Source organism: Simplicispira piscis, assembly GCF_054783455.1.
This window is the reverse complement of sequence record NZ_BAAGQN010000015.1, coordinates 129744-151847: the sequence shown is the minus strand read 5'-3', so window position 1 is coordinate 151847 and position 22104 is coordinate 129744. Positions and strand designations below refer to the sequence as shown.

The following is a 22104-nucleotide window of genomic DNA, read 5'->3' as shown; positions in this document are numbered from 1 at the left end:
AAAGGTTTGGTAGGTGTCCAGATGGCGGTTCGCGTTGACCAGCGTGCGGCCCACCTGGGGCTGGAGCCGGCGCAGTGCGTGCAAGGCCAGCGGGGTGCCCTGGAACAGCTCAAGCCCTTTGTCGATGCCGCCCATGCGGGTGCCCTGGCCGCCGGCCAGTACCAGGCCTGTCATGTCCCGTGGGTCAATCGAGGGGCGCATGCTGCAGCCGGTAGCCCGCCGGGCTATCCACCGATGTAGCTCATTTCCACACGTTGTGCGCTGTGGCCTGCATCGGCAGGCAGGCTCGATCGCAGCTCAGAGTAGCGGTCGGTGCGCTGCTGCCAGATGGGCGCGAGGGCCGCAGCGATGGCTTCGTCGCTGGCACCGGCACGCAGCAGGCTGCGCAGGTCGTGGCCCTGGGATGCAAAAAGGCAGAGGTAGAGTTTGCCTTCGGTGGACAGGCGGGCGCGGTTGCAGTCGCCGCAGAATGCCTTGGTGACGCTGCTGATCACGCCGACTTCGCCCTGCAAAGGGTCGTGCTGACCGTGCGCATCGGCGTAGCCCCAGCGTTCGGCCGTTTCGCCAGGTGAACTGGGGGCCAACGGCACCAGCGGCAGTGCGGTCTGCAGCCATGCAATGACTTCGGCGGAGGGCAGCACTTCATCCATGCGCCAGCCATTGGTGGCGCCCACATCCATGTATTCAATGAAACGCAGCGTGGCGCCGCTGCCGCGAAAATGCTGCGCCATGGGCAGAATTTCGTGGTCGTTGGTGCCGCGCTTGACCACCATGTTGACCTTGATGTGCGCGAGGCCGACGGCTTGTGCGGCCTCGATGCCCGCCAACACCTCGGCCACTGGAAAGTTCACATCGTTCATGCGTCTGAACACCGCATCGTCCAGGCTGTCCAGGCTGACGGTGACCCGCTGCAGCCCGGCATCCTTGAGCGCACGCGCCTTGCGTGCCAGCAGCGAGCCATTGGTGGTCAGCGTCAGGTCGGGGGCTTGGCCGTCCACAGTGCGCAGCTCGGCCAGTTGTGCCACCAGCGCCTCCACGTTGCGCCGCAGCAGGGGTTCGCCGCCGGTGAGCCGGATCTTGCGCACGCCATGTGCCAGAAAAAGCCGTGCAAGGCGGGTGATTTCCTCAAAGCTCAGGAGCGCGCTGTGGGGCAGAAAGGCATGCTCCTTGTTGAACACATCCTTGGGCATGCAGTAGCTGCAGCGGAAGTTGCAACGGTCCGTGATACTGATGCGCAGATCGCGCAGTGGGCGGCCCAATGTGTCCGTCAGCAGGCCCGCAGGGGCGGTGGGCTGTTCGGGCACGACGGGCACCAGCCCTGCAGTGCGGTAATCGACCAGCGGAATGACACGTTCAGACATGGGGCAATTCTGCCCCACTTGCGCACCAGGGGTCTGTTGGGCAGTGGCCACCCTTGCGCCATGTCAAGCCTTACGGGGGGCAGGTTCATGTTGTCAGACGCAACGGGCTCCGTCCACCTCGATGCAGATGCCGCTGATGAAAGCGGCTTCGTCGCTGGCCAGGTAGAGCGCGGCATTGGCCACGTCCAGCGCCGTGGAAAACCGCCCCAGCGGAATGCTGGCAAGAAATTGGGCCCGCCGTGCATCGTTCACCGGGCCTCCGGCAAACTCGGCAGACAGGCCCGTATCGGGGTTGAACACCGGGTTGATGCAGTTGACGCGGATGTTGTCAGGCCCGAGTTCGGCCGCCATCGACTTGCTGGTGGTAATGACGGCACCCTTGGAGCCGTTGTACCAGGTCAGCCCCGGCCGGGGACGCAACCCAGCGGTGGAGGCAATGTTGATGAAGCTGCCGGTGCTGCCGCCCGGGTTGGCGCGCATGGCGGGCACGGCGTGGATAGCCGTGAGGTAGATGCTTTTGACGTTGATGGCATAGACCTTGTCGAATTCTTCCTCGCTCACCTCCAGAAGGGGGCGATTGCGGTGTGTCCAGCCCGCGTTGTTGACCACCACATCGAGGCGCCCATAGTGGCTCAGAGCTGTTTGCACCATGGTTTGGACCTGGTTTGACTGCGTCACATCCGCCTGGAAGAACGTGGCGATGCCACCTGCCGCCACGATGCTGTCTGCCACGCGCTGGCCGTTGGCTGCATGGATGTCGTTGATGACTACCTTTGCGCCCTCGGCTGCCAGCCGCCGGGCAATGCCTTCACCGATGCCATTGCCGGCGCCGGTGACGATGATGGATTGACCTTGGAGGCGCATCACGGGTATCTCCTGAAACGGGGGAGACGCCATTGTGCTGCCTTCGCACGCCTTGGTGGGCCTGGATTGCGGTCAGCAGTGGCTGTGCATTGCTGGATTTTCCGTGGCAAGGCTGTTTGCGATCGTGCTCCTTGATTTGAATCATGGTGCTCACACCTTGTTGCAATCAGAATGCGATCCAAAATTACCGGCACTGCCAATCCATGAAAACCCTTGCTTTTCGACCGGACTCCCTGAACAACCGCCGCGCCACGCTTCAGTCCCTCGCGGCGGTGTTGCTGATGCCTGTGCTGTCTACGGCCCATGCGCAGCTGGCGGTGTCCACGGCCATTAACCGCACAGCCCGTTTTCGTGCGTTGTCGCAGCGCATTGCCAAGACTTATTGCCAGATACACCTCCATACCCTGCCAGACCAAGCGCGCCTTGCCCTGACGGCGACACGGCAGCTGGTGCGCTCAGGTTTTGAGGACCTGGCCAAGGTGCAGTGGCCCGCAGAATTGGCGCGGCATGTGACTGAAATCCAGAAGCAGTCCGATGTGCTGGACACCTTGCTGGTGATGCCACCCACGCGCGAATCCGTTGCAGCGGTGGCGGTGCAGTCTGATCGGATGATGGCGGCATCGCAGGCAGCGACCGAGGCGTTTGAGAAGTTTGCCAAGGCCAGTACAGCGCGGCTGGTGAACACCGCAGGCCGCCAGCGTGCGCTGTCCCAGCGCCTGGCCAAAAACTATTTTTTGCTGGCCGCCAAGCTCGAAGGCAAGGGTACCTTGGATGAAATGAAGGCCGATGCCGCCGAGTTTCGGCTGGCCATGGCCAATTTGGCTGCCGCACCGATCTCCACCCCTGCCATTCGCAACGAACTGGCCCTGGGTGATTCGCAGTGGCTGTTTTTCGATGCAGCCCTGCAGCGCAAACCCGACGAGCGTGCACTGGAGACGGTGGGCACCACCAGCGAGCGCCTGCTGGAAGTAACCGACCGCCTGACCGGCCTGTATGACGCGGCACTCAAAGAAGTGCTGGGCTGATTTTCCCGGCCCCGTCTGCCGGGCCCTGCCTGCGCAACGCAGGCCCTTTGGGGTCACACGGCACACTTACCGCCATTCCACCGCGCGTTCAGTCGTCGTGTGCGCCAGCGCCCGGCTGGCCGCGGTAGAACTTCGGGTAATAGAGCCGCACCCCGTTCCCCTCCAAATTCCAGCCCGTGCACTGGCCCAGGTGGCGTGGCGGCTCGTCCGCGTCGGCCGGCGTGAAGGCGGCGGGCAAGGTCTGGAAGGCGGCGGTGGCCAGGTTGAACAGCAGTTCGCGCAGGTGGGTGCAGCTGGCCACGCCACCCAGGTGCTGCTGGATGGCGTGGCGCCAGCCACGCGCCATGCTGTGGCCTACCAAGGCCTGCAGTGCGGGCTCGGCCTGGGGGCAGTCTCTCAAAGGGTAGGTGTCCATGGCCACCTCGATGGCTTGCACGACCAGTTCACGGTTCACGGTCACGCGCAGCCACATGTGGTGGATGGGCTCGCCAGCGAGGTGTATGCCCTGGTTGCGAAAAGAGGGCGTGTCCTGCATCTTGCTGTCGTGCAGCTCGCCTTCGATGTCCCACAGACCGTCGTCGCGTTCGTAGCCGTAATAGTGGACGCGGCGGTGGTGTCGGGGGGCGCGAAGGGCGGGGGGGCTCAGGGGCATGGATTCTTGTTCCAGGTTTGTCGATTGATCAGGTGCCGCCGCGTGGGGGCGGCCGCGCCATGGAGAGCGCGGAGCGGATGGGTCTGCGGCGGCCAAACCGCACTGCCCTTGGTCAGCCGTGGTGGAACGCCACGGTTTTGAGCGTGGTGAAACCGTACAGTGCTTCGAAGCCTTTTTCGCGGCCGTAGCCGGACGACTTCACGCCGCCAAACGGCAGCTCGATGCCACCGCCCGCACCGTAGTTGTTGATGAACACCTGACCGCTGCGGATGCGCCGCGCCATGCGGAACTGGCGTGCGCCGTCGTGCGTCCACACGCCGGCCACCAGGCCAAAGCGCGTGGCGTTGGCCAGTTCGACTGCGTGGTCCTCGTCTTCGAACGGCATGGCACACAGTACCGGGCCAAAAATTTCTTCCTGGGCCAGGCGGTGGTCGACGGGCACGTCGCGCAGCAAGGTAGGGGCCTGGTAGAAGCCGCTCTCGGGAGCCTCGTCCACGATCTGACCTTGGGCCACCATCGGGATGCCGGCCACCTGAGCGTCTGAGAGAAAGTCCCACACGCGCTGCTGCTGGCTGGCGCGTATCAAGGGCCCCACATCCAGATCCATGGCGGCGGGCCCCACACGCAACTGCGCAAAAGCCTGGCCCAACCGTTCGAGCAGGGGTTCGTAGAGCGGTGCGTGGATGAGCACGCGCGAACCCGCGCTGCAGGTCTGGCCGGCGTTTTGCACGATGGCGTTGACCAGCACGGCCAGGGCGGCATCCAGGTCGGCATCGGCAAACAGGATTTGCGGGCTTTTACCGCCCAGCTCCAGCGTGACGGGGCAGTGCCGTTCGGCGGCGGCCTGCTGGATCAGGGTGCCTACGCCGGGGCTGCCCGTAAAACTGATGTGGTCTATGCCCGGGTGGCGTGCCAGTGCATCGCCCACCTCGTGCCCGTAGCCTGTGACGATGTTGATGGCGCCCGCCGGAAAGCCTGCCTCGGCCGCCAGCTGGGCCACGCGCAGCAGGCTCAGGCAAGCGTCCTCGGAAGGTTTGACCACGCACACGTTGCCTGCCGCCAGTGCGCCGCCCACGCTGCGGCCAAAAATCTGCATCGGGTAGTTCCAGGGAATGATATGGCCCGTCACGCCGTGCGGCTCGCGCCAGGTCAGCACGCTGTAGCCCGGCTGGCCGGGAATGGTCTCGCCGTGCAGTTTGTCGCAAGCCCCGGCATAGAACTCGAAGTAGCGTGCCAACGCCTGCACGTCGGCGCGGGCTTGGCGCGTAGGCTTGCCGCAGTCGCGCTGCTCCAGCGCCGCCAGTTCGTCGGCATGCTCCTGCACCGTGGCGGACAGGCGCATCAACAGCCGCCCGCGCTCGGCGGCGGCCAACTTGTGCCACACGGCATCCAGGCACTGGCGTGCTGCGTGGACGGCATGGTCGATGTCCTGCGCATTGCTGCGCTGCAAGGCGTCGAAAGGCAGGCCATCGGAAGGGTCGATCACCGCCAGCGTGCGGCCACTGGTGGACACGAGGGTGGTGTTGGCAATGAAATTGAACTGCATGGGCGCATTGTGCGGCAATTGGTTTGGCTTGGGAATTCAGGGTTAAATCAGGTTTTTGCGCTTTATGGGTAAGCGTTAATAGCTATTAAAAGTGTAGCAACATGGTTTTGTGTGTGACCGGGTTCCGTGGGCTGTATTAGCGGTGTTAATGCATGGCCTGCGCTGTCGGCACAAAACCCTGCGCCCAAGTTTGGTAGGTGTTGTTCGTTACGATCCAAGGGTTTTTACCCATGCGCGCTGTGGTGCCCGGTTGCGGTTTCCACAGCATGGTTTTCCCCCCACTGGAGTGATGTTGATGTCCCTGCGTTCCACCCGTATTCGCTTTTCTCTGCAACTGACGGCCGCTGCCGCTCTGGCTGCTGCTTGTGGCCTGGCGGCTGCGCAGGATGTCAAGGTGGTCAAGCTGGGCCATGCCGGTCCCGTATCGGGTGGTATTGCCCACATTGGCAAGGACACCGAAAACGGCGTGCGCCTGGCCGTGGATGACCTCAATGCCCAGGGCCTGGTGATTGGCGGCAAGAAGATCAAGTTCGAGCTGGTGGCCGAAGACGACGCGGGCGATCCGCGCCAGGCCACCGCCGTGGCGCAGAAGCTGTGCGACCAGAAGATCGCAGGCCTGGTGGGGCACCTGCAGTCGGGAACCTCGATTCCGGCCGCCTCGGTCTATTCGCGCTGCGGCCTGCCCAACATCACGGCGTCGGCCTCCAACCCCGATCTGACCAAGCCTGGCTACAAGACCACCTTTCGCCTGATTGCCAACGACAATGCACTGGGCGCGGATCTGGCCGTGTTTGCCTCCGACACCCTCAAGCTCAAGAAAGTGGCCGTCATTGACGACCGCACGGCCTACGGGCAGGGCGTGGCATCGGTGTTCAAAGCCACTGCGCTGCAAAAGGGCATGGCGGTCGTGGCCGAGGAGTTCACCAACGACAAGGCCACGGATTTCATGGCCATCCTCACCAAGATCAAGAGCACCAAGCCCGATGCCGTCTTCTACGGTGGCCTGGACGCGCAGGCCGGCCCCATGCTGCGCCAGATGGTGCAGCTGGGTCTGGGTGACGTGAAATTTTTTGGAGGCGACGCGCTGTGCACCGAAAAACTGCCGGAACTGGCGGGCAAGTCCCCCATCCTCCAGAACGTGACCTGCGCCACGGGCGGTGCCTCGGTCGCCAAAATGCAGGGCGGCGCCGAATGGAAGAAGCGTTACGACGCCAAGTTCCCGGGCCAGTTCCAGATCTACAGCCCCTACGCTTACGACGCCGCCATGGTGCTGGCGGACGCCATGAAGCGCGCCGACTCGGTGGATCCCCAGGTGTATGGGCCGTTCATCAGCAAGACGCAGTACAAGGGCGTGACCGCCAACATCGCCTTTACTGCCAAGGGTGAGCTGACCACGCCCGCCGTCACGCTCTACACCTACAAGGACAACGCCCGCGTGACGCGGAACTGACCCTGGGGCGTTCTGCCAACGGCCGCACCGCAGCGTGACTGCGTGCGGCCGTTTTGCCGATACAGTGGCGGGCTACGAAGCTGTTTGCGAGCCACGCGCCATGTACCTTCCCGCACATTTCGAGAGCCACGACCCCGCGCATGCCCACGCCCTCATGCGTGCGCATCCGCTGGCCAGCCTGGTGTCCACCGACGACGAAGGCTTCCCGTTTGTCAGCCATCTGCCGCTGCACCTGCAAGAGCGCAGCGATGGTCTGGTCCTGCTGGGCCATTGCGCGCGTGGCAACCCGCATTGGCGCTACCTGCAGTTGCGCCCGCAGGCCCTGGTCACTTTTCTGGGCCCGCAGGCTTATTTGTCGCCGTCCGTCTACCCCGACCTTGCGCGTGTGCCATCCTGGAACTACCTGGCCGTGCACTGCCGCGTGCAGGCCACATTGGTCGAGGAGCCCGACGCCAAGGATGCGCTGCTCAAGGCGCTGATCGGCGACCATGAACCCGCCTATGCCGCACAGTGGCGTGCCCTGGGCGAGGACTTTGCCCGCAAGATGCTGGCCGGTATCGTGGCGTTCGAGCTGCGCGTGACCGACCTGCAGTGCAAACTCAAGCTCAACCAGCACCGCAAGGAATCCCATGCTGCCCTGCACGCCGCGTATCGCAGTGGCGGGCCGGACGCGCAGGCCCTGGCGCGGTGGATGGAAGCCCTGGGCATGGTGCCCGCACAGGAGGTGTGACATGCGCATGGCTTTTGGAATCGTATCTTTGTTGGTGGCACTGGCGGTTGTCGGTATGGTGATCAAGAAGCAGCTGGCCGCCACGCGCACCGCCATCCCCGTGCTGCAGCCCGCCACCGCAGCGTCGGAGCCTGCGAACGTGCGCCAGCAAAGCCAGCAGGTGCAAGACCAATACCGCAAGGCGCTCGAAGGCGCCCTGCAGCAGGCACGGCCCATGCCTGAAGATGGTGAATAAAAAGTGCCTCTAACGCTTTATAGGTAAGCGCTATTAGCTATCTAATTAATAGCATGAAAAACAGTGAAACCGATGCATACTGGATGCGCCAGGCCCTGGCGCAGGCCCAGGCCGCCGGGCAGGCGGGCGAGGTGCCTGTGGGAGCTGTGGTGGTGCGCGGTGGCGAAGTCATCGCCACCGGCCGCAATGCCCCGGTGCAAGGGCATGACCCCACGGCGCACGCCGAAATCGTGGCCCTGCGCGCCGCAGCGCAGCGCCTGGGCAACTACCGGCTTGAGGGCTGCACGCTTTACGTCACCCTGGAGCCTTGCGCCATGTGCAGTGGCGCCATGCTGCATGCGCGTGTGCCGCGCGTGGTCTTTGGCGCGCAGGATCCCAAAACGGGTGCCGCAGGCTCGGTGGTGGACCTGTTCGCCTCCCCGCAGCTCAACCACCAAACGCAGGTGCAGGGCGGGGTGCTGGCCGATGAATGCGCAGCGCTGCTGGCGGCGTTCTTTCGGGAACGGCGCAGCCAGCAGCGCGCTGCAGCACAGGCCGCTCACCCGCTGCGCGACGATGCGCTGCGCACGCCCGATGCGTGCTTTGCCCATCTGCCGGGCTACCCCTGGCCCCCGCACTATGTGAGCGACCTGCCCGCGCTGGCAGGCCTGCGGCTGCACTACCTGGACGAAGGCCCGCAGGACGCGCCCATCACTTGGTTGTGCCTGCACGGCAACCCGGCCTGGAGCTACCTGTACCGGCGCATGCTGCCCGTGTTTACGGCGGCGGGCCACCGCGTGGTGGCGCCCGACCTGATGGGCTTTGGCCGCAGCGACAAACCCAAGAAGACCTCGTTCCACACCTTCGACGGGCACCGCCAGGTGCTGCTGGAACTGGTGGAGCGGCTTGACCTGCAACGGGTGGTGCTGGTGGTGCAGGACTGGGGCGGCATTCTGGGCCTGACGCTGCCCATGGCCATGCCCGAGCGCTTTGCTGGGCTGCTGGCCATGAACACCCTGCTGGCCACGGGCGACGCACCGCTGTCGCAGGGGTTTCTGGACTGGCGCCAGATGTGCGCCGACAAGCCGCTGTTTGGCGTGGGGCGCTTGCTGGGGCGGGGCAATCCGCACCTGGGGGCCGATGAATGCGCCGCCTACGATGCGCCGTTTCCCGATGCAGGCCACCGCGCCGCGTTGCGCGCCTTTCCGGCCATGGTGCCCGACCAACCCCAGGCGCCGGGCGCGGCGCTGTCGCGGGCCGCGCGTGATTTTTGGCGCACGGACTGGGCGGGGCGCAGCCTGCTGTTTGTGGGTGCACAAGACCCGGTGCTGGGCCCGCCTGTGATGGCGCAGTTGCAGCAAACGGTGCGTGGCTGCCCGCCGCCGGTGGTGCTGCCGCAGGCGGGCCACTTCGTGCAGGAGCATGGTGAGGCGATTGCGCGGCAGGCTGTGGAATACTTCCGGTTTTGAGCTTTCACGGAGCGGGTCGCCTGGCGGCCCGGGCGCCTTGCCTTCTGACCACGACACCTGCCACTGCGGCCACGACCATGGCCCCCGGCACATCTATATTTATTCGCCGTCGAGCGCGGTGCGCGACAAGGCGGCTTTTCGCCGGGGCGTCAAGCGCCTGCAGGCCCTGGGTCATGAGGTCGAGATAGACCCCGACGCCTTGGCCACGCACACCCGTTTTGCTGGCGACGACGCAACCCGCCTGGCGGCCATCCACCGCGCGGCAGCGAGCGGCGCTGATGTGGCGTTGATCTCGCGTGGCGGCTACGGCCTGACCCGCATCCTGCCCGGTATCGACTACGCCGCTGTGGCCCGCGCCATCGACAGTGGCATGCACTTTGTGGGCATCAGCGACTTCACGGCCTTCCAGTGCGCTGTGATGGCGCAGACCGGGGCCATCACCTGGGCCGGGCCTTCGCTGGGCGCTGATTTTGGCGTGCAGGGCACCCCGGACGACATCATGGAGGCCTGCTTTGACGACCTGCTCATGGGCCATGGTGAAGGTGCGGGCTGGCGCATGCCCAAAGACCGGCGTGCGGCCATGGCCGGTGCTGCGGAATTAGAGCTGGACATCACCGAGGCGCGCCTGTGGGGCGGCAACCTGGCGGTGTTGACCTCGCTGGTGGGCACACCCTATCTGCCGCAGGTGCCGGGCGGCATTCTGTTTGTCGAGGATGTGAACGAGCATCCCTACCGCATCGAGCGCATGCTGACGCAGTTGCTGCACGCTGGCGTGCTGGCCCAGCAGAAGGCGGTGCTCCTCGGGCAGTTCACCAACTACAAGCTGGCGCCGCACGACAAGGGCTACAAGCTGCAGACCGTGGTGGACTGGCTGCGCAGCCAGATCAGCATTCCGGTACTCACCCATCTGCCCTATGGCCATGTGGACACCAAGGTGCTGCTGCCCGTCGGCGCGCAGGTCGATCTGTCGGTGAGCGGGCGTGACGCCTTGATTTACTGGGGGCATTGACCCCCTGCACCACAGCCCGTTGTCGGGCTACAAAGGCATGGGCTGCGTGGGCTGGTTGGCCGAGCCTGTCCAGGGCGTGATGTACTGGGCCGTGTACTGGCCCAAGCGCATCATGGTGCGGTGGTTGAGCTCTACCGTGACGGCAGTGCGGGCCAGGGCCGACTGGATGCGCGGCTTGCCATGGGCCGTCTGGTGCAGTCGTGCTTCACTCAGGGGGTGGTTCTGGCCGTCGATCAGGCTGGCCACCAGTGGCAGGTTGGGCTTGTCGCTGCGGCGCAGAACGACGGCAATGTCGTTGTTGTCCAGCCGCACAAAAGTGCCTGGTGGGCACAAGCCCACGGTGCGTACCAGCATCAGGCCGACTTCATCGCGCTCCTCAATTTCTTGGCCCACCAGTGCGCGCACCGAGTCCGTGGCGCTGCGTCCCGGGCGGGATTTGCGCGGGCTGATCATGGCTGCATAGCGGTCAATGGTGCCCAGAATGCGTGTGAGCCTGTCCACCGCGTCCAGTTGGAACAAGGGCGTTGTCTCGGATACGCGGGTATGGTGCTGGCCGACCAGGTCCAGCCACAGATCGTTGGTGATGTGCAGCTGCGCCAGCATGTCCTGGCCCTTGAGGGGGTGGATATGGATGGCGTCTTTTTGCGTTGCGCTCGGCAGTTCGCGCTGGCCTGCCAGTTCGTCCTGCAGCGCTGTCATGCCGATGTTCATGGTGAGCGCGGCGCGCACCAGGGCATTGCGCTCGTTTCCAGGCAGACAGAATTCGCGCGCCATGATGTGGCACAGCGTGCCGCACACCAATGCATGCGAGGTGCTGTAACCCACCGTGGAGGTTGCTGCCAACTGGAACATCAGGTACAGCGATGCGTCGATGTCGTGCGCAACCAGGTCCTGCAGCCACTGGTCGAACTGGCGGATCTTGCCCGCGAAATCCTGCGCATGGAGGGGGCGCGACAGCAACACGGACAACCCGGACTCCAGGTCGCCCCAGAGGCCCAGCAGGTCCTCGTATTCTTCGTCGTTCCCGGTACGGGCCAATGGCGCAGCGAGCATGGCGTTCAGCGACGCTTTTCCAGAACCATCTGGTCGTTGGTGCGGGTCATCTGGAATTCACCCAGAAAGCTGTTGCCCAACAACACATAAGGCATGGCCTGGGGTGTGACGATGGCATCCACGCTTTGCACCTCCACCTCGCCAATGCGCACCGAGTCCAGCCGCATGCGCCAGCCTTGTGCCACGCCGTTGGCAGTGCTCATTTGCACGGCCTGGCCCTTCTTGTAGTCCAGGCCCATGCGGTCGGCGTCGGGGCGGCCAATGGCGACCGTGGTGGCACCGGTGTCCACCATGAACTGCATGACTTTGCCGTTGATGAGCCCCTGGTTGACAAAATGTCCCCGGCTGTCGCTCATCAGCACCACCTTGCGCCCTGTGCCGGTGCGGGCACCGATGCTGACCGGGGCTTCTCCCAGGCGCACGGTGCTGCGCGCGCCCTTGATTTCAATCATGGCTTCATCGCGGCCCACGGAAACCACCTTGACGCCCTGGTGGGTTTCTCCGGCGGCCACGCCCCGGGGCGGCGAGCCATCGACCACCAACAGCGCCTTGCTTCCCAGAATGCCGGCCAGCGACACGGCCTGCGCCCAGGCTGCACCAGGCGCCAGCAAGGCCATTGCCAGCACACTGGCCACGAGGGGGGGGCAGTGGGGCCGCATAGAGGACTCCGGGCAGCGACGGGCGGTCAGTCGCGGAAATTGTTGAACGACAGCGGCATGTCGGTGATGTCCTTGCGGATCAGCGCCATCGCGGCCTGCAGGTCGTCGCGCTTGGCGCCGGTGATGCGCACCTTCTCGTCCTGGATGGCGGCCTGCACCTTGAGCTTGCTGTCCTTGATGAGGCGCTGCAGCTTCTTGGCCAACTCGCTGTCGATGCCATTGCGTACCTTGATCACCTGCTTGACCTTGTCGCCACCGATTTTTTGCGGCTTGCCGATGTCGAGAAAGCGCACGTCCACGTTGCGCTTGGTCAGTTTGTTGCGCAGCAGATCTTCCACTTGGGTGAGCTGGAACTCGGCGTCGCCGAAGAGGGTGATTTCCTTGTCCTTGAGCTCCACGGCGGCAGATGTGCCTTTGAAGTCAAAGCGCGTGCCAATTTCCTTGGCCGCGTTCTCCACGGCATTTTTCACCTCGACAAAGTCGGCTTCACAAACGGTATCAAAAGTAGGCATGGCAGGTCTTTCTCCAATCAGCGCGTCGCGTGGCAAAGGGCCCGGTGCGACAATCCTGGCAATGTTAGTCGAGAAAAACGTGTCCCTGCAGCCCTACAACACCTTTGGCATCGTCGCGCGCGCCGAAACCCTGGTGCGGGTGCGCTCTGTCGAAGATATTGCCGCCCTGCGGGCCGACCCGGTCCTGGGCCAGGCGCCGGTATTCGTGCTGGGCGGCGGAAGCAATATTGTGCTCACCGGGGACGTCAAGCCCGTGGTGCTGAAGATCGAGATCATGGGCCGCAGGCTGGTGCGCGAGACCCCTGGTGCCTGGATCGTCGAAGTGGGTGCAGGCGAACCTTGGCACGACACGGTGGCCTGGACCGTGGCGCAGGGTTGGCCCGGCCTGGAAAACCTGGCGTTGATCCCCGGCACGGTGGGCGCGGCGCCGGTACAGAACATCGGCGCCTACGGCATTGAGCTGCAGGACCGGTTTGATGCGCTGGATGCCATCGACCTGGCCACGGGTGAAGCCTTCACGCTCGACGCGGCGCAATGCGGCTTTGGTTACCGTGATTCCGTCTTCAAGCATGCACCCTCTGCCGTTGACGGTGCGGGCAGCCTGCCGCGTGGCATGGGCTTGGCAGGGCGCGCGGTTATCACCCAGGTGCGCTTTCGCCTGCCCAAGGTGTGGCGCCCCGAGCTGGGCTACCTGGAGCTGGAACGCCGTGCGCAGGAGGCCGGCGCGGCCCAGCCCACAGCGCAGCAAATTTTTGACTGGGTGTGCGACATCCGCCGCGCCAAGCTGCCCGACCCGGCCGTCATCGGCAATGCCGGCAGCTTCTTCAAGAACCCCACTGTCACGCCCGAGCAGTGCCAGGACATCATCGCCCGTGACCCCAAAATCGTGCACTACGCGCTACCCGACGGCCGCATCAAGCTGGCGGCCGGCTGGCTCATCGACGCCTGCGGCTGGAAGGGCAAGACCGTGGGCAAAGCGGCCGTCTACGAAAAGCAGGCGCTGGTGCTGGTCAACCGCGGCCACGGTGCCGACAGCGTGACCGGCGGAGAGGTTATGACGCTGGCCAAGGCCATACAAACCAGTGTGTACGAACGGTTTGGCATCCGGCTGGAGCCCGAGCCCGTCGTGGTGTAGCTTCAAAATTAATAGCTGTTTGCGCTTTGTGCATAAGCGCTGGAGCCTGAAAATACCTGAATTCTTGCCGTAGGACCATTGCGGTGGCCTGCTTATAATCGCTCCTGCCATTTCATTCCAATGGGTTCCCTCGCCCCCATTCACAAAAAAGGACTTTCATGACCCTCGTTCAGGCGCGGCCATCCCGCGTGCCGCTCTATCTTTCCCTCCTGGTGGCGCTGCATATCGCCATCGTCATTGCCAGCAATTACCTGGTGCAGTTGCCCATCACGTTGCTGGGCTTTCACAGCACCTGGGGGGCGTTCAGTTTTCCGTTCATTTTTCTGGCAACCGACCTCACGGTTCGGCTGATTGGCAAGGCGCCGGCGCGGCGCGTGGTCGCGCGTGCCATGGTGCCCGCGCTGGTGGCCTCGTACATCGTGGGCGTGCTGTTCCGCGACGGGCATTTCAATGGCTTTGATGCCCTGGGGGGCTTCAATACCTTTGTGTTCCGCATTGCCCTGGCCAGCTTTGCGGCCTATGTGCTGGGGCAGTTGCTTGACATCCAGGTGTTCGATCGCATCCGACAGAAAAACCGCGCCTGGTGGCTGGCGCCAGCGGCCGCCTCCGTCTTTGGCCAGGCGCTGGATACGGCCGCCTTTTTCGCGATTGCTTTCTGGCGCAGCCAGGATGCGTTCATGGCCGCGCATTGGGTTGAAATCGCCTGGGTGGACTACGCCATTAAGCTCGGTGTGAGCCTGCTGCTGTTTGTGCCCGCCTACGGCGCGCTGCTTGCGGCCATCGTGCGTGCCGTGGGGCGCCCCCCGCAGCCTACGGTGGCCTGATGCGCTTGTCGTTGTCCCTTGGGCCTGCAGATCTCTGGCCCATAAAAAATCCGCCCGACTTTGCAGTGCGGGCGGATTGATCCTGATTTGATAGCTGCCAGCGCTTGATGGTAAAGCGCTGGAGGCTCATTTGATACTTATTTTTTCGCGGTGTCGTCGCCCAGCTGCGCCAGCGCCGCATTGCCGCCCAGCGACAGCAGGCCGCTCTTGGCGTAGATGCCGAGCTTGGCGCGCGTGTCCACGATGTCGAGGTTGCGCATGGTCAGCTGACCAATGCGGTCCAGGGGCGAGAACGGCGCGTCTTCCACTTTTTCCATGCTCAGGCGCTCGGGTGCGTAGGTGAGGTTGGGGCTCTCGGTGTTGAGCAGCGAGTAGTCGTTCCCCCGGCGCAGCTCCAGCGTGACCGTACCGGTCACTGCGCGCGCGATCCAGCGCTGGGCACTCTCGCGCAGCATGATGGCCTGGGGATCGAACCAGCGGCCCTGGTAGAGCAGGCGGCCGAGTTTCAGGCCGTTCATGCGGTACTGCTCGATGGTGTCCTCGTTGTGGATGCCGGTCACCAGGCGCTCGTAGGCGATGTGCAGCAGCGCCAGGCCGGGGGCTTCGTAGATACCGCGGCTCTTGGCCTCGATGATGCGGTTCTCGATCTGGTCGCTCATGCCCAGGCCATGGCGGCCGCCGATGCGGTTGGCTTCCAGAATCAGCTCGACGGGGTCGCTGAACTCGACGCCGTTGAGCGCCACGGGCTGGCCTTCTTCAAAGCGCACCGAAACTTCTTCGGCCTTAACGGCCACGTCTTCCTTCCAGAAAGCCACGCCCATGATGGGGTTGACGATGCGGATGCCGCTGCTCAGAAACTCCAGGTCTTTGGCCTCGTGCGTGGCGCCGAGCATGTTGCTGTCGGTGCTGTAGGCTTTCTCGGCGCTCATCTTGTAGCCAAAGCCGTGCTCGGTCATAAAGGCCGACATTTCGGCGCGGCCGCCCAGCTCGTCGATGAACAGCTGGTCGAGCCAGGGCTTATAAATTTTGAGCGCGGGGTTGGTGAGCAGGCCGTAGCGGTAGAAGCGCTCGATGTCGTTGCCCTTGTAGGTGCTGCCGTCGCCCCAGATGTGGACGTCGTCTTCCTTCATCGCGGCCACCAGCATGGTGCCGGTAACGGCGCGGCCCAGTGGCGTGGTGTTGAAGTAGGTCAGGCCGCCGGTGCTGATGTGGAACGCGCCGCATTGCAGTGCAGCAATGCCTTCGTGGGCCAGTTGGGTGCGGCAGTCGATGAGGCGGGCTTTTTCGGCGCCATATTCCATGGCCTTGCGCGGAATGGCGTCGTAATCGGGCTCGTCGGGCTGGCCGAGGTTGGCGGTGTAGGCATAGGGCAGAGCGCCCTTTTGCTTCATCCAGAGCAGGGCTGCACTGGTGTCCAGGCCGCCGGAGAAGGCGATGCCGACCTTCTGGCCGCGGGGGAGATTTTGAAGAATGGTGGCCATTTGCAGGTGTCCGTTGCGGTGTGGATTTAGCCGAAGTGGCAGATGTAGTGATAGGCCTCGGTCACGCGAATGTCGAACTTCGAGTTGCCGGGCACGTTGAATTGGTCACCGGGCGAAGATTTCACCCAAGTTTCGCTGCCCGCCAGCTTGTATTCGCAGGAGCCCGCCACGCATTCCATGATTTCGGGCGCTCCGGTATTGAAGGTCAAGGTCGCCGGCAGCACCACGCCCACCGATTTCTTCGTGCCGTCAGGGAAAGTGATGCCATGGCTGACGCACTTGCCATCAAAGTACACATTCGCTTGGGTGGTGACGGACACGCCGTCGATTTTTTCGGTGGTCATGGAGGATGTGGGGAGGCTACTGGGACAAACCGTCGATTTTAGGCCACTGTCATCCCCTGCGCCTGGCGGGCCGGAGAGGGCAAAAAAAGAGCCCCGGGCGGGGCTCTTGGTGGGTCAGCGCGCGTAAGGGTTGTAGCGCGGTGGCGGATAAGGGCGATGGTGGCGGTAACCATCGTTTTCGTAGCCGTATTCAATGATCGTGACGCCCGAATTGCCTTGGGGGGCAGCGTAGGGCGATGTCACCACGCCAGGCTGGGCATAGCCACTCTGGTCGTAATAGTCGGGTTGCTGGCTGGAGTAGCCTGGGTTGTACGGCGCTGCATTGCCCACAGGTTGCACCTGTACGGCGATGTAGCGCCCTGGGTCGGTGGCGGTCTGCGTGCTGTACTGGCGCCCTGCGTATTCGTACACCACGTTGTAGCCTACGGTGCGGTTCTCGTAGGTGGTTTCAGTGCCGCAGCGCTGCACGGTTTCGTATTCTGGACGGCCCTGGCCTTCGATCTGGTTGCCCAGCACCGCGCCACCAATCAGGCCAATGGCCGTAGCTGCGGCGCGGCCATTGCCCTTGCCAATGGCATTGCCGGCTGCGCCACCTGCAATGGCGCCCAATACTGCGCCGCCGCCCGTGGTGCGCTGGCCGCTGTAAACGGTCTCGTTGCTGCACACTTGGCGGGGGTAGGCCACCTGCTGCACGATGGGCGTGACCGACAGCACGCGCCCTTGCTCTTGCGCAGCGGCCAGACCTGCTGTGCCGAGGACGATGGAAAACAAAACCAGTTTTTTCATGGAGAAGCCCCTTTCAGCTTATCTGCCTATAACGCGCCAGACTGGTTAAAAGTTTATCGGTGCAGCGCAAAGACAGCCCTCCCGCTTGGTAAATCGACGTAAAGAAATGTGCACTTTCAGACAGAAGGACTGTTTTTCAGGCATTCCAGCCAGGAGGGTTCGTCGAAACCGACGGTGACTCGTACCTCGCTGCCGCTGCGCCACTCGACCACGGGGCGCTTGATCACGCTGGCGTGGGCTTGCATGAGCGCGCTGGCGCTGGCGGCATCATTGACGGCAGCTTGGGTCACGGGGTCCAGCTTGCGCCAGGTCGTTCCTTTGCGGTTCAGTAATTTTTCCCAACCCGCGTGAGCAATCCAAAGAGCCAGCGCGTCGGTGGGCACGCCTTGTTTCTTGAAATCATGAAAATGGTGTTCGCAGCCTTGCGCTGTCAGCCAGGCGCGGGATTTCTTCACGGTGTCGCAGTTGGGAATGCCGTAGAGGGTGATATCCAGGTTTTTCATGGTGCCATCATGCGCCAGGCGCACGGTCGGCGACAATCCCACGCAGCATGCAAAAGAAGATTCACACACTGGAAGGCTGGCTTGCCCATTGCGAGCGCCTGCATCCCCACAATATCGACATGGGCCTGGACCGGGTGAACGAAGTGGCTCGCCGCATGGGTCTGCGTTTTGACTGTCCCGTCATCACGGTGGCGGGTACCAATGGCAAGGGTTCTACCTGCGCCATGATTGAAGCCGTTGCTCAGGAGGCGGGTTATCGCACGGGTGTTTACGCTTCGCCCCATTTGGTGCATTTTGAGGAGCGCTGCCGCATCGCGGGTGATGTGGTGGCCGCTGCCGATTTGCTGCCGCATTTCGAGGCGGTGGAGGGTGCGCGCACGCTCAACGGCAACGATGTCTCACTGACTTATTTCGAATTCACCACCCTGGTCATCCTGCGCCTGATGAGCCATGCGTTGCTGGATGTGGCCATTCTGGAGGTAGGGCTGGGGGGACGGTTGGATGCAACCAATGTCATTGACGCCGATTGCGCCGTGATCACCAGCATCGACATCGACCATGTCGAGTATCTGGGGCCCGACCGCGAAAGCATTGGGCGCGAGAAGGCGGGCATCATGCGCACGGGCCGGCCCGTGATAGTGAGCGACCCCATGCCGCCGCAAAGCGTGATCGACCATGCGCGCGAAATAGGCGCCGATCTCTGGCGGTTTGGACAGGACTTCAATTTTGCAGGCGACAAGCTGCAATGGAGCTGGGCGGGCCGGGGCCGCCGCTACGCCGGCATGGCCTATCCGGCGCTGCGCGGGGCCAATCAGCTGGTCAATGCTTCGGGGGCGCTGGCGGCTCTGGAGGCGCTGCGGGGGCGTATCCCCGTGACGGCACAGGCGGTGCGCAATGGCCTGTCCTTGGTGGAGTTGCCAGGGCGGTTTCAGATTGTTCCAGGTCAGCCGGCTCTGGTGCTGGATGTGGCCCATAACCCGCATTCGGTGGCGGCGCTGACGGCCAACTTGGATGCGATGGGGTACTTTCCGGTCACCCATGCGGTGTTCGGAGCGATGGCTGACAAGGATCTGGCCCCCATGCTCGCCAAAATCGGGCCGCTGGTGGATTGCTGGTATTTCACGGACCTGCCTACGCCGAGGGCCGAAACAGCGGCGGGTTTGCAGCAGAAATGGAATGCACTGCAAATGGTGGCTGGGGGGCGGCGGCCGGTGGTCTGCAGCCAGTATGCAAACCCTGCCGATGCGCTACAGGCAGCCATGCTGGCGGCAGACCCCGCTGATAGAATCGTGGTCTTTGGCTCCTTCCATACGGTGGGCGGTGTGCTGCTGAATGGTGTGCCACGCCTGCAGGCCAAGCATCTGGGCACTTAAGTCCGTCACGGTATTTGCAACTCCATGGCATTTTTCAAGTTTCGGTGGCCCGGCCAGAAGGGGCAGGGCGACAAGGCCACAAAGCCCGCCCGTCCGGCAAAGGCCGAGAGCATCGAAGTGATGCGCAGGCGGGCACGCCACAGGCTCATTGGCGCAGCCGTGCTGGTGTTGCTGGGGGTGGTGGGGTTTCCCATTCTGTTCGACACGCAGCCACGCCCGATCCAAGTCGATATCCCGATCGAAATTCCTGATCGCAACAAGGCGGTTCCCCTGGTCGTGCCCGGGGTGGAGTCGTCTGCCACTGCGGTCGGCGCAGCACCTGCCTCTAATACAACACGCCCCGCAGAGCGACCCGCCCATGTCGCGGTCGAGGCGGCCAGCGATGCCCCCGTGGCGCGCGAGGTGCGCCCTGCTGCGACAGCGGCGGTTACGCCTGCCCCTGCGCCCACACCCTTACCCAAGCACGTCGAGCCCAAATCTGAGCCCAAACCCGAGAGCAAAGTGCCTGTTGCGCCGCCTGTACGCGCCACCCCACCATCGGATGATGCCGAACGCGCACGTGCGCTGCTGGAAGGGCGCTCCGTCAAGACGCCCGTGGCGCCTGCCGCGGCCGACGGAGAGCGGTTTATTGTGCAGATTGGTGCTTTTGCCGAAGCCGACAAGGTGCGGGAAGTGCGCCAAAAGCTTGAGAGAGCAGGCATCAAGACTTACACGCAGGTCGTGGATACCAAGGATGGCAAACGCACGCGGGTGCGTGTGGGGCCGTTTGAAGGCCGGGCTGAGGCTGAGAAGGCTGCAGCACGCATCAAGGGGCTGGGCTTGCCTGTGTCCCTTTTGTTGCTCTGATTTCGGGGCTTGCACATGGCGGCGCTGGATTGGGTGTTCGTGGCGCTGCTGCTGGCTTCCATGTTGATGGGGGCTTGGCGTGGACTGGTCTACGAGGTGCTATCCCTGGCGGGGTGGGTGGTGGCCTTTTTGGTGGCGCAGTGGTTTGCGGCGGACGCGGCTGCACTGCTTCCCTGGGAAGGCGCCCAGGATACGGTGCGCTATGCCGCGGGTTTCATACTGGTGTTTATCGTGACCATCTTTGCCTGTGGTTTTCTGGCATGGCTGGGCAAGAAACTGGTGGATGCTGTGGGTCTGCGTCCGGTGGATCGCACGCTGGGCGCCGCGTTTGGTGTGTTGCGCGGGCTGGTGATTCTGCTGGTGCTGGTGGTTATCGCCGGCCTGATGCAACTGCACCAGGCCGACTGGTGGCAGGCATCGCGTGGTGCGGTCTGGCTGTCGGAGATGGTTCAGACCTTGAAGCCGGTGTTGCCGCAGGAGCTGAGTAATCGCCTTCCCGTGTGAGGGCAGTCTGATGAAGCATGGATGACCGAAGGCGGTCATCTGGTGTGTGGTGGCAAGCGGGGCGGTTCCCGCCAATGGATGGAAACCTTATATGTGTGGAATTGTTGGCGTCATCAGTACGTCTCCTGTCAACCAGTTGATCTATGACGCGCTGCTTTTGCTGCAGCACCGTGGTCAGGATGCCGCGGGTATCGTCACGCAGCAAGGGCGTAAATTTTTCATGCACAAGGCCAAGGGCATGGTGCGTGACGTGTTCCGCACCCGCAACATGCGGGCACTGCCAGGCAATGCAGGTTTGGGTCAGGTGCGTTATCCCACGGCCGGCAATGCGTTCAGCGAAGAAGAGGCGCAGCCCTTCTATGTGAATGCGCCGTTTGGCATCGTCCTGGTGCACAACGGAAATCTCACCAATGCGCAGGCCTTGCGGGCAGAGCTGTTTTCCACTGATCACAGGCATACCAATACCGACAGTGATTCGGAGGTGCTGCTCAACGTGTTTGCGCACGAGTTGGAACGCGCCACGCGGGGCATGCCGCTGCAGCCGGACGATATTTTTACGGCGGTGCGCGCCGTGCACCAGCGCATCCGTGGCTCCTACGCTGTGGTGGCGCTGATCGCAGGCCATGGGTTGGTGGCGTTTCGTGACCCGCATGGCATTCGTCCGCTGGCCCTGGGGCGCGGCAAGGATGGCACTGTGATGGTGGGAAGCGAGTCGGTCGCGCTGGAGGGGACCGGCCTTGTGTTGGAGCGTAATGTAGAGCCTGGGGAGGCGCTTTTCGTCACCTTGGACGGTCAGGTGCACGCGCGCCAGTGTGCGCAGTCGTCCCAGCTCAACCCTTGTATTTTCGAGTTCGTTTATCTTGCCCGCCCGGATTCGGTGCTTGATGGCATCTCGGTCTACCAGGCACGGTTGAATCTGGGAGAGTCGCTGGCCAAGCGGGTGATCTCTACGGTGCCGCCGAGCGACATCGATGTGGTCATCCCGATTCCTGAGTCCAGCCGCCCCAGTGCCATGCAACTTGCCCATCTGTTGGGGCTCCCGTACCGCGAAGGTTTTGTCAAGAACCGTTATGTGGGCCGCACTTTCATCATGCCGGGGCAGGGTGTGCGCAAGAAGTCGGTACGCCAGAAGCTCAATGTGATTGCCAGCGAATTCAAGGGTCGCAATGTGCTGCTGGTGGATGACTCCATCGTGCGCGGCACCACCAGCCGTGAGATCGTTCAAATGGCCCGCGACGCTGGTGCCCGCAAGGTTTACCTTGCCAGCGCAGCGCCGCCCGTGCGCTATCCCAACGTCTATGGCATCGACATGCCCACCAGCAGTGAATTGGTAGCGCATGACCGGACGGTGGAAGAGATTCGCCAGCTGATTGGCTGCGACGCCCTGATTTACCAGGATGTCGAAGGCATGAAAAAGGCCATTGGCTCGCTCAATACCCAGATCAGCGGTTTTGATGCTTCGTGTTTCGATGGCGTGTACGTGACGGGTGACATCACTGCGAAAGACATTGAGCGGCTCAATGAGGGGCGCAGCGGCGCGGAAGAGGGCGAGGAAGACCATTCGCGCCTTGCGCTGCCGAATGCCCAGGACAACTGAGGCGCGGCCCGGACCGACAGATGGAAAAAATGCCTTCCTTGACATCCCCCGCATTGCCTTCGGGCCTGCATCCTGACACCCTGGCCGTACGCCAGGCCCTGCCCCGCAGTGCTTACGGCGAGCACTCTGAGGCGCTCTACCTGACGAGCAGCTTTATCCAGCCCGAC

24 protein-coding genes and 1 pseudogene are annotated in these 22104 nt (G+C 63.5%); 13 read left to right on the top strand and 12 right to left on the bottom strand.

All coding sequences use genetic code 11. The annotated features are described in order from the left end of the window. The 3 genes from ACYVOC_RS10380 to ACYVOC_RS10370 form a co-directional block, all read right to left on the bottom strand. Positions 1-201: NTP transferase domain-containing protein (locus tag ACYVOC_RS10380; RefSeq protein ID WP_461161757.1), on the bottom strand; the 201-nt coding region annotated here is incomplete at its 3' end. Between the two features lie 23 nt (positions 202-224). Then, entirely contained in the window at positions 225-1361 is a 1137-nt protein-coding gene (gene moaA, locus ACYVOC_RS10375) for a GTP 3',8-cyclase MoaA (RefSeq protein WP_461161756.1), read from the bottom strand. A 93-nt stretch (positions 1362-1454) separates the two neighbouring features. Continuing rightward, positions 1455-2225: an SDR family oxidoreductase gene (locus ACYVOC_RS10370; RefSeq protein ID WP_461161958.1), complete on the bottom strand. Its 771-nt coding sequence runs from the start codon at positions 2223-2225 to the stop codon at positions 1455-1457. Positions 2226-2428: 203 nt separating this feature from the next. On the opposite strand from ACYVOC_RS10370, the gene ACYVOC_RS10365 reads away from it, so the two are divergent. Next, a complete protein-coding gene (locus ACYVOC_RS10365) occupies positions 2429-3250 on the top strand; it encodes a type IV pili methyl-accepting chemotaxis transducer N-terminal domain-containing protein (RefSeq protein WP_461161755.1) in 822 nt (273 codons plus the stop codon). A gap of 88 nt (positions 3251-3338) precedes the next feature. On the opposite strand, the gene ACYVOC_RS10360 is transcribed toward ACYVOC_RS10365, so the two are convergent. Beyond that, a complete protein-coding gene (locus ACYVOC_RS10360) occupies positions 3339-3902 on the bottom strand; it encodes a DUF2889 domain-containing protein (protein WP_461161754.1) in 564 nt (187 codons plus the stop codon). Positions 3903-4014: 112 nt separating this feature from the next. Continuing rightward, the gene (locus tag ACYVOC_RS10355; RefSeq protein ID WP_461161753.1) at positions 4015-5448 is read right to left on the bottom strand and encodes an aldehyde dehydrogenase family protein; all 1434 of its coding nucleotides are present in this window, start codon (positions 5446-5448) and stop codon (positions 4015-4017) included. A gap of 295 nt (positions 5449-5743) precedes the next feature. On the opposite strand from ACYVOC_RS10355, the gene ACYVOC_RS10350 reads away from it, so the two are divergent. The 5 genes from ACYVOC_RS10350 (at position 5744) to ACYVOC_RS10330 (ending at position 10320) form a co-directional block, all read left to right on the top strand. Next, on the top strand, positions 5744-6898 hold the full coding sequence (locus ACYVOC_RS10350; RefSeq protein ID WP_116006086.1) for a branched-chain amino acid ABC transporter substrate-binding protein: 1155 nt from the start codon (positions 5744-5746) through the stop codon (positions 6896-6898). A 100-nt stretch (positions 6899-6998) separates the two neighbouring features. Beyond that, complete coding sequence (locus ACYVOC_RS10345) at positions 6999-7628, top strand: FMN-binding negative transcriptional regulator (protein WP_461161752.1); 630 nt, start codon at positions 6999-7001, stop codon at positions 7626-7628. Position 7629: 1 nt separating this feature from the next. Then, positions 7630-7863 (top strand): hypothetical protein, encoded by a 234-nt coding sequence (locus ACYVOC_RS10340; protein WP_116004309.1) that lies wholly within the window; start codon positions 7630-7632, stop codon positions 7861-7863. 53 nt (positions 7864-7916) lie between these two features. Further along, complete coding sequence (tadA, locus tag ACYVOC_RS10335; protein ID WP_116004308.1) at positions 7917-9311, top strand: tRNA adenosine(34) deaminase TadA; 1395 nt, start codon at positions 7917-7919, stop codon at positions 9309-9311. Between the two features lie 37 nt (positions 9312-9348). Beyond that, complete coding sequence (locus ACYVOC_RS10330) at positions 9349-10320, top strand: LD-carboxypeptidase (protein ID WP_233521139.1); 972 nt, start codon at positions 9349-9351, stop codon at positions 10318-10320. A gap of 27 nt (positions 10321-10347) precedes the next feature. Here ACYVOC_RS10330 and ACYVOC_RS10325 read toward each other — a convergent pair whose 3' ends face one another. Genes ACYVOC_RS10325 through ACYVOC_RS10315 form a run of 3 tightly spaced genes read right to left on the bottom strand, consistent with a single transcriptional unit; the run spans position 10348 to position 12544 of the window. Next, positions 10348-11373: an HD-GYP domain-containing protein gene (locus tag ACYVOC_RS10325; RefSeq protein ID WP_116004306.1), complete on the bottom strand. Its 1026-nt coding sequence runs from the start codon at positions 11371-11373 to the stop codon at positions 10348-10350. Positions 11374-11378: 5 nt separating this feature from the next. Beyond that, complete coding sequence (locus tag ACYVOC_RS10320; protein WP_233521138.1) at positions 11379-12032, bottom strand: retropepsin-like aspartic protease family protein; 654 nt, start codon at positions 12030-12032, stop codon at positions 11379-11381. Between the two features lie 26 nt (positions 12033-12058). Continuing rightward, the gene (locus tag ACYVOC_RS10315) at positions 12059-12544 is read right to left on the bottom strand and encodes a YajQ family cyclic di-GMP-binding protein (protein WP_116004305.1); all 486 of its coding nucleotides are present in this window, start codon (positions 12542-12544) and stop codon (positions 12059-12061) included. Between the two features lie 61 nt (positions 12545-12605). Between ACYVOC_RS10315 and murB the strand changes: the two genes are divergently transcribed. After that, positions 12606-13679 (top strand): UDP-N-acetylmuramate dehydrogenase, encoded by a 1074-nt coding sequence (gene murB / locus ACYVOC_RS10310; RefSeq protein WP_116004304.1) that lies wholly within the window; start codon positions 12606-12608, stop codon positions 13677-13679. Positions 13680-13837: 158 nt separating this feature from the next. Continuing rightward, entirely contained in the window at positions 13838-14503 is a 666-nt protein-coding gene (locus tag ACYVOC_RS10305) for a 7-cyano-7-deazaguanine/7-aminomethyl-7-deazaguanine transporter (protein ID WP_116004303.1), read from the top strand. A gap of 137 nt (positions 14504-14640) precedes the next feature. Here the strand turns inward: ACYVOC_RS10305 and argG are convergent, their stop codons facing one another. The 4 genes from argG to ACYVOC_RS10285 form a co-directional block, all read right to left on the bottom strand. Continuing rightward, positions 14641-15984: an argininosuccinate synthase gene (gene argG, locus ACYVOC_RS10300; RefSeq protein WP_116004302.1), complete on the bottom strand. Its 1344-nt coding sequence runs from the start codon at positions 15982-15984 to the stop codon at positions 14641-14643. A gap of 26 nt (positions 15985-16010) precedes the next feature. Next, positions 16011-16328 carry a pyrimidine/purine nucleoside phosphorylase gene (gene ppnP, locus ACYVOC_RS10295; protein WP_116004301.1) on the bottom strand — a complete coding sequence of 106 codons (318 nt, stop codon included), beginning with the start codon at positions 16326-16328 and terminating at the stop codon, positions 16011-16013. A gap of 114 nt (positions 16329-16442) precedes the next feature. Beyond that, positions 16443-17114, bottom strand: coding sequence for a glycine zipper 2TM domain-containing protein (locus tag ACYVOC_RS10290; protein WP_116004300.1), 672 nt, complete (start codon positions 17112-17114; stop codon positions 16443-16445). 116 nt (positions 17115-17230) lie between these two features. After that, positions 17231-17617: an arsenate reductase gene (locus ACYVOC_RS10285; protein ID WP_116006084.1), complete on the bottom strand. Its 387-nt coding sequence runs from the start codon at positions 17615-17617 to the stop codon at positions 17231-17233. 47 nt (positions 17618-17664) lie between these two features. Between ACYVOC_RS10285 and folC the strand changes: the two genes are divergently transcribed. The 5 genes and pseudogenes from folC to ACYVOC_RS10260 all read left to right on the top strand — a co-directional run. Beyond that, a complete protein-coding gene (folC, locus tag ACYVOC_RS10280) occupies positions 17665-18990 on the top strand; it encodes a bifunctional tetrahydrofolate synthase/dihydrofolate synthase (RefSeq protein ID WP_461161751.1) in 1326 nt (441 codons plus the stop codon). Between the two features lie 24 nt (positions 18991-19014). After that, entirely contained in the window at positions 19015-19836 is an 822-nt protein-coding gene (locus ACYVOC_RS10275; RefSeq protein WP_461161750.1) for an SPOR domain-containing protein, read from the top strand. Between the two features lie 15 nt (positions 19837-19851). Then, positions 19852-20340 carry a CvpA family protein gene (locus tag ACYVOC_RS10270; RefSeq protein WP_116004297.1) on the top strand — a complete coding sequence of 163 codons (489 nt, stop codon included), beginning with the start codon at positions 19852-19854 and terminating at the stop codon, positions 20338-20340. Between the two features lie 91 nt (positions 20341-20431). Next, a complete protein-coding gene (purF, locus tag ACYVOC_RS10265; RefSeq protein ID WP_116004296.1) occupies positions 20432-21937 on the top strand; it encodes an amidophosphoribosyltransferase in 1506 nt (501 codons plus the stop codon). Between the two features lie 29 nt (positions 21938-21966). Then, positions 21967-22104: pseudogene (locus ACYVOC_RS10260) on the top strand (O-succinylhomoserine sulfhydrylase); the annotation flags it as partial.